The organism is Bacteroidales bacterium (assembly GCA_017521245.1).
Lineage (GTDB): Bacteria > Bacteroidota > Bacteroidia > Bacteroidales > G3-4614 > Caccoplasma_A.
The window spans coordinates 24018-31322 of sequence record JAFXDI010000052.1; the positions used below are offsets into that span (position 1 = coordinate 24018).

General features: G+C 32.0%; 8 protein-coding genes. 3 read left to right on the top strand and 5 right to left on the bottom strand.

The window, feature by feature from the left end; genetic code table 11:
• Positions 1–136: 136 nt before the first annotated feature.
• A complete protein-coding gene (locus IKK64_08540; GenBank protein ID MBR4120105.1) occupies positions 137–1405 on the bottom strand; it encodes a permease in 1269 nt (422 codons plus the stop codon).
• 230 nt (positions 1406–1635) lie between these two features.
• On the opposite strand from IKK64_08540, the gene trxA reads away from it, so the two are divergent.
• The gene (gene trxA / locus IKK64_08545; protein MBR4120106.1) at positions 1636–1989 is read left to right on the top strand and encodes a thioredoxin; all 354 of its coding nucleotides are present in this window, start codon (positions 1636–1638) and stop codon (positions 1987–1989) included.
• A gap of 37 nt (positions 1990–2026) precedes the next feature.
• Here trxA and IKK64_08550 read toward each other — a convergent pair whose 3' ends face one another.
• On the bottom strand, positions 2027–2953 hold the full coding sequence (locus tag IKK64_08550; protein MBR4120107.1) for a LysR family transcriptional regulator: 927 nt from the start codon (positions 2951–2953) through the stop codon (positions 2027–2029).
• Between the two features lie 155 nt (positions 2954–3108).
• Between IKK64_08550 and IKK64_08555 the strand changes: the two genes are divergently transcribed.
• Both IKK64_08555 and IKK64_08560 read left to right on the top strand, forming a co-directional pair.
• Positions 3109–3267 carry a rubredoxin gene (locus tag IKK64_08555; GenBank protein MBR4120108.1) on the top strand — a complete coding sequence of 53 codons (159 nt, stop codon included), beginning with the start codon at positions 3109–3111 and terminating at the stop codon, positions 3265–3267.
• Between the two features lie 83 nt (positions 3268–3350).
• Positions 3351–3521 (top strand): rubredoxin, encoded by a 171-nt coding sequence (locus IKK64_08560; protein ID MBR4120109.1) that lies wholly within the window; start codon positions 3351–3353, stop codon positions 3519–3521.
• 84 nt (positions 3522–3605) lie between these two features.
• Here IKK64_08560 and IKK64_08565 read toward each other — a convergent pair whose 3' ends face one another.
• The 3 genes from IKK64_08565 to IKK64_08575 all read right to left on the bottom strand — a co-directional run.
• Positions 3606–5003: an arylsulfatase gene (locus IKK64_08565; protein MBR4120110.1), complete on the bottom strand. Its 1398-nt coding sequence runs from the start codon at positions 5001–5003 to the stop codon at positions 3606–3608.
• A 7-nt stretch (positions 5004–5010) separates the two neighbouring features.
• The gene (locus IKK64_08570) at positions 5011–6111 is read right to left on the bottom strand and encodes a 4Fe-4S binding protein (GenBank protein MBR4120111.1); all 1101 of its coding nucleotides are present in this window, start codon (positions 6109–6111) and stop codon (positions 5011–5013) included.
• A gap of 86 nt (positions 6112–6197) precedes the next feature.
• Positions 6198–7305 (bottom strand): DUF4982 domain-containing protein (locus IKK64_08575; protein ID MBR4120112.1); only part of this gene is annotated, 1108 nt, incomplete at its 5' end.

The window sequence follows — 7305 nt, forward strand, 5'->3', positions numbered from 1 at the left end:
AATCCGTTTTGGTGTCTCAAATGGTTGTAAAAATTTTATGCAAATTTCTATTACTGAGAAACTTGCATAAAATAAAAAGTAAGTAGAAAAAATTCTCAAAATTGTAATTTTTGAGAATTTTGACATTTTAAATGGTTTATTGAATATCTTTATTCCGAACTTTAAATCCTAATTTCTCAATGGAATCAATAACTTCATTAAGGTTAAAGTTGCCATAGATTGTTGTCTCTCCGGTAACAATGTCAACAGATACATTAGTTACTCCGTTAACCGACATAATAGCATTCTCAGCATTTGCTTTACAGTGATTACATTTCATTCCATCTATAATTATTTTACTTAAAGTTGGAGCATCTTTAATACTTCCATGACAACTACAATTTGAGTTGGAACAATTGCAATTATGTTTTACAAAATATTTTAGAATGAATGCATTTATTAGAAGAATGAATAGAAGTATAGTACATACAATATTAAATATTGGTGTTGAACTTATACAACAATCTTTAATTTCGTTCAAGTGTGATGTAAACCATTCACGAGGTAAAAGGTTGTTAATAATTAAAGCAAAGGTAATTGAACAAAAAATAATAGATAAAAGGTAAATTATTAATGATTTTTTACCTAAAATTTTATTTAATACTAATATAGATGCAAAGTTTATTGCCGGACCTGCCATTAACATAACTAATGCAGTACCAGGAGATAATCCTTTTAACATAAGAGCAACAGCGATAGGAATAGAACCTGTTGCGCACAAATACATAGGAATTGCAAATAGTAATACAAATAGTATGCTCAGTAGTGAGTTGTCAGAAAATAGAGCAAAGAATGACTCTGGAACAAATACGGTGATTGCTCCAGCAATAAGAAGACCTATTATTAACCACTTTCCTATATCTTGCATCATTTCAATATATGCAAATTTGAATGTAGTTATAATTTTTTCTTTAATAGATAGTCTCTCTTTAGTTTTAATAGTTTCATTATCATTATCAATTATAACTCTATCTTCTTTATCAAACTTATTAACTAATACTCCGCCGAATATTGATGTTACCAATGCTGCAATAGGTCTTAATATAGCAAAAGGTAAACCCATTAACGAAACGGTTGCAATTATTGAATCAACTCCTGTTTGCGGAGTTGCTATTAAAAATGCTGTTGTAGCACCCTTAGAAGCTCCTTGTTTATATAATCCCATTGCGGTGGGTAATACTCCGCATGAACAAAGTGGTAAAGGAATTCCTATAAGCGTTGCATTTAATACTGATTTAAAATTATTATTAGATAAATATCTCTTATATAAGGTCTCGGGGACAAATGCTTTCATTACTCCTGCTAGTAAAAATCCCAATAAGAGATATGGGGACATTTCGTTTATAAGATTTATTATTTCTTGCATAATCATAATGTTTTTCAATATTACAAAAGTAATAAAGTTTTATTAAATAGCTTTTTATACATATTTATTATTTTGCATCAATTTTCAATTAGTAATTATGAATAGCATCTATGTAATATCTATATTATCAATAATGCAATTTACAAAATCTGTTTGATAGATTTAAACATATCGCTTATTTTTGTGTTGTAAAACAAAAGATAGTATTAACAAATTAAATATTTATAATTATGGCAACAATACATTTAACTAAAGATGAATTTTTAAAAAGAGTTTCGAATATTGAAGAGAATGGTGATTCATGGAAGTTTTTGGGAGACAAACCTGCTGTTGTTGATTTTTATGCACAATGGTGCGGACCTTGCAAAGCTCTATCTCCTATTCTTGATGAAGTCTCTGATGAGTATGCTGGCAAAGTTGATATATATAAAGTAGACGTAGATCAAGAAGAGGATTTGGCTGTTGCTTTTGGTATTAGAACAATTCCCACTTTGTTGTTTATTCCAATGGGTAAGAATCCGCAAATTATGGTTGGCGGACTTCCTAAAAACAAACTTAAAGAGGTTATTGATTCAATATTGTAAATAATAAAAATTTTTGAATAGTTTAGGGAGTAAAGATCTATAGTTTTATACTATATTTCTTTACTCTTTCGTTTATCATATGTTCTGGAATTACTTCAATAATAGTTTTTGCTATTATATTTAGCAAACGTTCTCTAACAAAATCTTTCCTGATAACCAAGGCAATCTCCCTTGATGGTTCGGGATTACACATAGGCTTTATTCGTTGTTGCTGTTCAGTTGTTAGTAGTGGTATGTGTAATTCTGGAATAATTGAAAACCCTCCGTTTTCATCTACAATCTTCACTAATGTTTCAATGCTTCCTGCTTCGTATATTGCAGCATTTCCTCGTTCTTTACAGCAAAAACTAAATTTATTATTATTTGGGCAATAAGCCTCTTGTAATACCCATAGATTTTCGGTAGGCATCTTGCTTACACATACTTGTTCCCTATCAAAAAAAGGTTCATTAGGAGATACGTATGCCATGAATTTTTCATTATATAATGGTATTTCAAGTAGTTCGTTATTGTTTAATGGTGTAGGTAAAATTGCTATATCAATTTCAGCTTTTCCCAGTTTCTCTATGATAGTTGCTAAGCGAGCCTCTTCTACTGATATGTGTATCTGAGGGTGTTCAGTAGATAATTTTTTGAATAATTTTGGAAGAATATATGGCGCAATAGTTGATACTGTTCCTATTTTAAGTGTACCACTCTCCTCCTCTTTTTGTAGTTTAACCAACTCTTTCAATTGCTCAGCATTAAATAATACAACTTTTGCTTGTGCAATAACCTCTTCACCAATGGATGTTGGTTTAATAGGATGGCTTGCTCTGTCAAATATTATAATATCTAATTCATTCTCTAACTTTTGGATTAGTGAACTCAGTGTAGATTGTGTTATTTCGCATGATTCGGCAGCTTTTACAAAGTGTCTATATTTATCAACCGCTACTATATATTCTAATTGTTGTAGTGTCATAAAAATTTAATTTATTTCTTAATCGGTTTTATCAATGCAAATATAGAATAAATATGTTTGATTATGTCAATTATTTAAATTTAATTTGCTGTATAAAATTAAAGAGAGAACTAATTATATTATAAACTTGTTATAACAATAAAATTTATAAAACTATGAAAAAGTATGTTTGTACAGTATGTGATTGGGTTTACGATCCTGAAGTAGGTGATCCTGATGGAGGTATTGCTCCTGGAACACAATTTGAAGATATTCCAGATGATTGGGTATGTCCATTGTGCGGAGTTGGAAAAGATATGTTTGAAGAAGCTTAATATTAAAATAAACATTTAAGAAAGGGGTTGTCTTAACACAATTGTTGGAGAGCCCCTATTTTTTTATTTTAAAAATTAAATTTATGAAAAAATTTATCTGTACTAAATGTAAGTGGGTGTATAACCCGGAGATAGGAGATCCTATTGGAGGTATATTGCCAGGTGTTGAATTTGAGAATCTTCCCGATGATTGGGTATGTCCGAAGTGTGGAGCAACTAAAGATAAATTTAAAGAGATTAAGGATACTCCATAAAATATCATTTAATACCCCTGTATTTATAAAAATGAAGGTTATCAAACTAATGTTAAGATAACCTTCAACCTTCTAAAGTGATTATTATTGAACTTGTATCCCGAAATTGAACATATCGGAGTGAGTTCTTGCTCCATCCATTAATTGTTCAAGTTCTTTTACCTTTTCAGGATATTCATTTACTAAATCTTTATCTTCGTGAATATCCTCTTTTAAGTTATATAGTTCTGTAACTGTTTCTCCGTTTATTGGTTGCTTTATTAGCTTCCAATCTCCAGATCTAAGTGCTTTGCGTCCTCCTAACTCATGGAATTCCCAATATAGGTACTCATGCTCTTTTTGCTCTTTTGTTGAGAGAAGAGTTGGTAAATATGATATTCCATCAGTGGTTAACTCTTTTGAAGAGTTAGCAATGTCGGCAAGTGTTGGCATAAAATCCCAGAATGCAGATACATGGTCAGTTTTTACACCTTCAGCAATTTTTCCCGGACACCATGCTATAAACGGAACTCTTATACCTCCATCATAAACATCTCGCTTTGTACCCCTGAGAGGTCCATAACTCTTAAAGAAATCCGGATTTGCACCACCCTCGCAATGAGGACCATTATCACTTGTAAATATTACGATAGTATTTTTGTCTATTCCAAGTTCTTTGAGTTCTTCAATTACTTCTCCAACATACATATCTAATCGAGAAACCATTGCTGCAAACGAAGCGTATGGCTTGTCTGATTTGTGATAACCTTGCCATCCATTATATGGCACTTCCTCAAATTTATTCTCATACATTGCATATATTGAGTCATGAGGTAGGTTTAATTCGGCATGAGGAAGTGTATATGTCAGCATTGCAAAGAATGGTTTATTAGAGTTTTCCCTAATAAAGTTCAAAGCTTTCTCATGAATTAAATCTTGAGAGAATACTGCACGACCATTATTCAAATTTTCGGGAATACCTATTGAATCGTTGTTATGCCATAGATGCTCTGGATAGTATGTATGTGCTTGTCTTTGGCAATTATATCCATAGAACTCATCAAATCCCATTGCATTTGGAGTTGATACTGATCTTGGGTATCCTAAGCCCCACTTACCAAAGATCCCGGTTGTATATCCCTCATCTTTCATTAATGAAGCAACAGTGTATGTCCCTTCTTGCATAGGTTGTTGACCTTCGGGATATAACTCTTTGTTTCCTCTAATTTGTGAGTGTCCAGTATGTAAACCCGTCATTAAAGAGCATCTTGATGGAGCACTAACAGTGCATCCTGCATAGTGATTGGTAAATAGCATACCTTGCTCTGCCATTCGGTCGATATTGGGTGTTTTTATTTTTTCTTGGCCATAACATCCTAAATCTCCATAGCCAAGATCATCTGCTAAAATATAAATTACATTTAATTTGCTCTCTTCGGGTTTTGAACACGACATTGTTGCCAACAATGCACATGATGATAAAAGAATATCTCTCCTCTTCATGCCTATTTTATTTATTGTTTATTTTATAATTACTCCTTTCAGCGAAACGTATTAAATATCCAGTAGGGCAAATATATTTACAATAAGGTCGCTTGACAAACAAAGATAATACTAAAAATGTAAAACCAATTATTAATGCAGGAATATATGCTTGATTATAGATGAAAATTGTAAATGCTTCATAGTCCATTATGTCAAAGTATAGACCTGAGCACATTATAAACATAATTATAATCCACAAAATTTTTTGTACTATTTTAAGTATCTTATTGGTTTTATTTGATATGTTAATTTTAAATGGTGATATACTGTTTATTATCTCCTGAGATGCCCCATACGGACACACCCATGTGCAATAATACTGTTTTTTGCCAAATAGTGGATAGATAAATGCTATGATAATAAGAAGCAATGGTATTATTATATTGATATTGTCAACACCATTTGAAACAAAATTGACAATCATTGATAATGACAAAAATGTTCCGCACCATACTCCCAATATAAGAATATTAATAATTAGTTGTAAATATCTAATGATTCTATTTTTTGTAAAAAGAGGTAGTGTAATAGAAAATAAAATAATTAATATTGCTATAATGTTTTTTATTGAAAAGAACTCAGTAATATCATAGGAAGATACTATTTTGTTATTTATCACATACTCCATTGCAGAGTTAAATGTTTTAATTACAGCATTTGAAGAGTATGTTGCTCCTGATATTGCATCTACTTGCTTCTCTAATGCTTCTTGTGGGGTTAAACCTACCCATTCTGCATATAATCCATTCTTTTCAAGAGTATTGAAAAAACGAGGAGATTCGCTATTCTTTAGAGGTCTTATTTTAGATATTATACCATTTGAATTAATGTGAATTTCTAAATGTGTTGCTCCTGCAAAGCCTTTAATGTCACTGACTATATTTGATGTGTTTACTATTGTGTTACCATTGGAGAATGTTATATTGTTGTTTTTTTTCTTTTCTTCAATTGAAATTCCGAAAACTTGTTTATCCCTATTAATCGCTATTATACATATTAGAAATATAGTTATTAATAAGGATGTAATTTGTGTTAATTTGGATACTATTATGTCTCTGCTTTTCATTTTAAACACTGGAGTTATCTTTTGCAAAGATACAAAAAAAAGAGAGTACCATACAGATACTCTCTTAATCAAAAATATAATAATTGTTATTTTCCGGTTATTGTTACTGTACCTTTTTTAAGACCTTTTGAAGTTGCTTCAAGAGTAATTGTTCCGGGAATTTCATTTGAACCTATAATTGCTGTCATCATTCCGTTAAATACTTTCATTGTTGGTTTTTGGAATGATTCAAGTGATGTTGGATCACCATTTGCTCCTGCTACATATTTACCATTACCTTTAACTTTAAATTTAATTTGGTTAGCAGCAACTGGGCAAAGGTTACCCTCTTTATCAACAACTTTAACCGTAACAAAAGATAAGTCTTTACCATCAGCAGTTATTTCTGTTCTATCGGGAATAAGTTCTATTTTGTATGGTTTACCTGCTGTCTTAATCTCTTTCTCCGCAGCAACTTCTCCGTTCTCGTTATATGCAACAACTTTAACTGTTCCTGCCTCATATTTGGTATCCATCCACATTAAACGATAACGAGCTAAACGTTTTAAGTCGGCTGCTGATGCTGAATCGGCACTATTGTAAACAGTAACACTCATATCTTTTGTGCGTTTACCTTGACTCTTGCCATTGATAAATAGTTCTGCTGTGGGATAATTTGTATATACAAATATTGGAGTTATCTCCCCTTCTCTACCTTTCCAGTTCCAGTGAGGTAATATATGAAGAGTCTCTTCATCTTTATTCCAGTGACTACGATATAGGTAATATCTGTCTTTGGGAAGTCCTGCAAGGTCAATTATACCAAACAATGATGAGTGACTTGGCCAATCTGAATAGTATGGTGTTGGTTCTCCTAAATAGTCAAATCCTGTCCATACGAACTCTCCTATGCAGTATGGTAAATCTTCGTGTTGAATCCAATCATCTTCAGGAAGATTTGACCAACCGCAATGCTCTACATCATATGATGATGCTTGATGATCTTCGTATTTGTGCATTGAGCGACGCACTACTGGGAATTTATATACTCCACGCGAACTCAATGTTGATGCAGTTTCACTACCAAGAATTATTTGTTGAGGGAGTTTGCTGTAATTCTCAATATATTTGTGAGGACGGTAGTTAAATCCTGCAACATCCATTGTTGCTGCCATATTGTTGTTAACCACTGCATCGGGAGCATCCATACCTTGT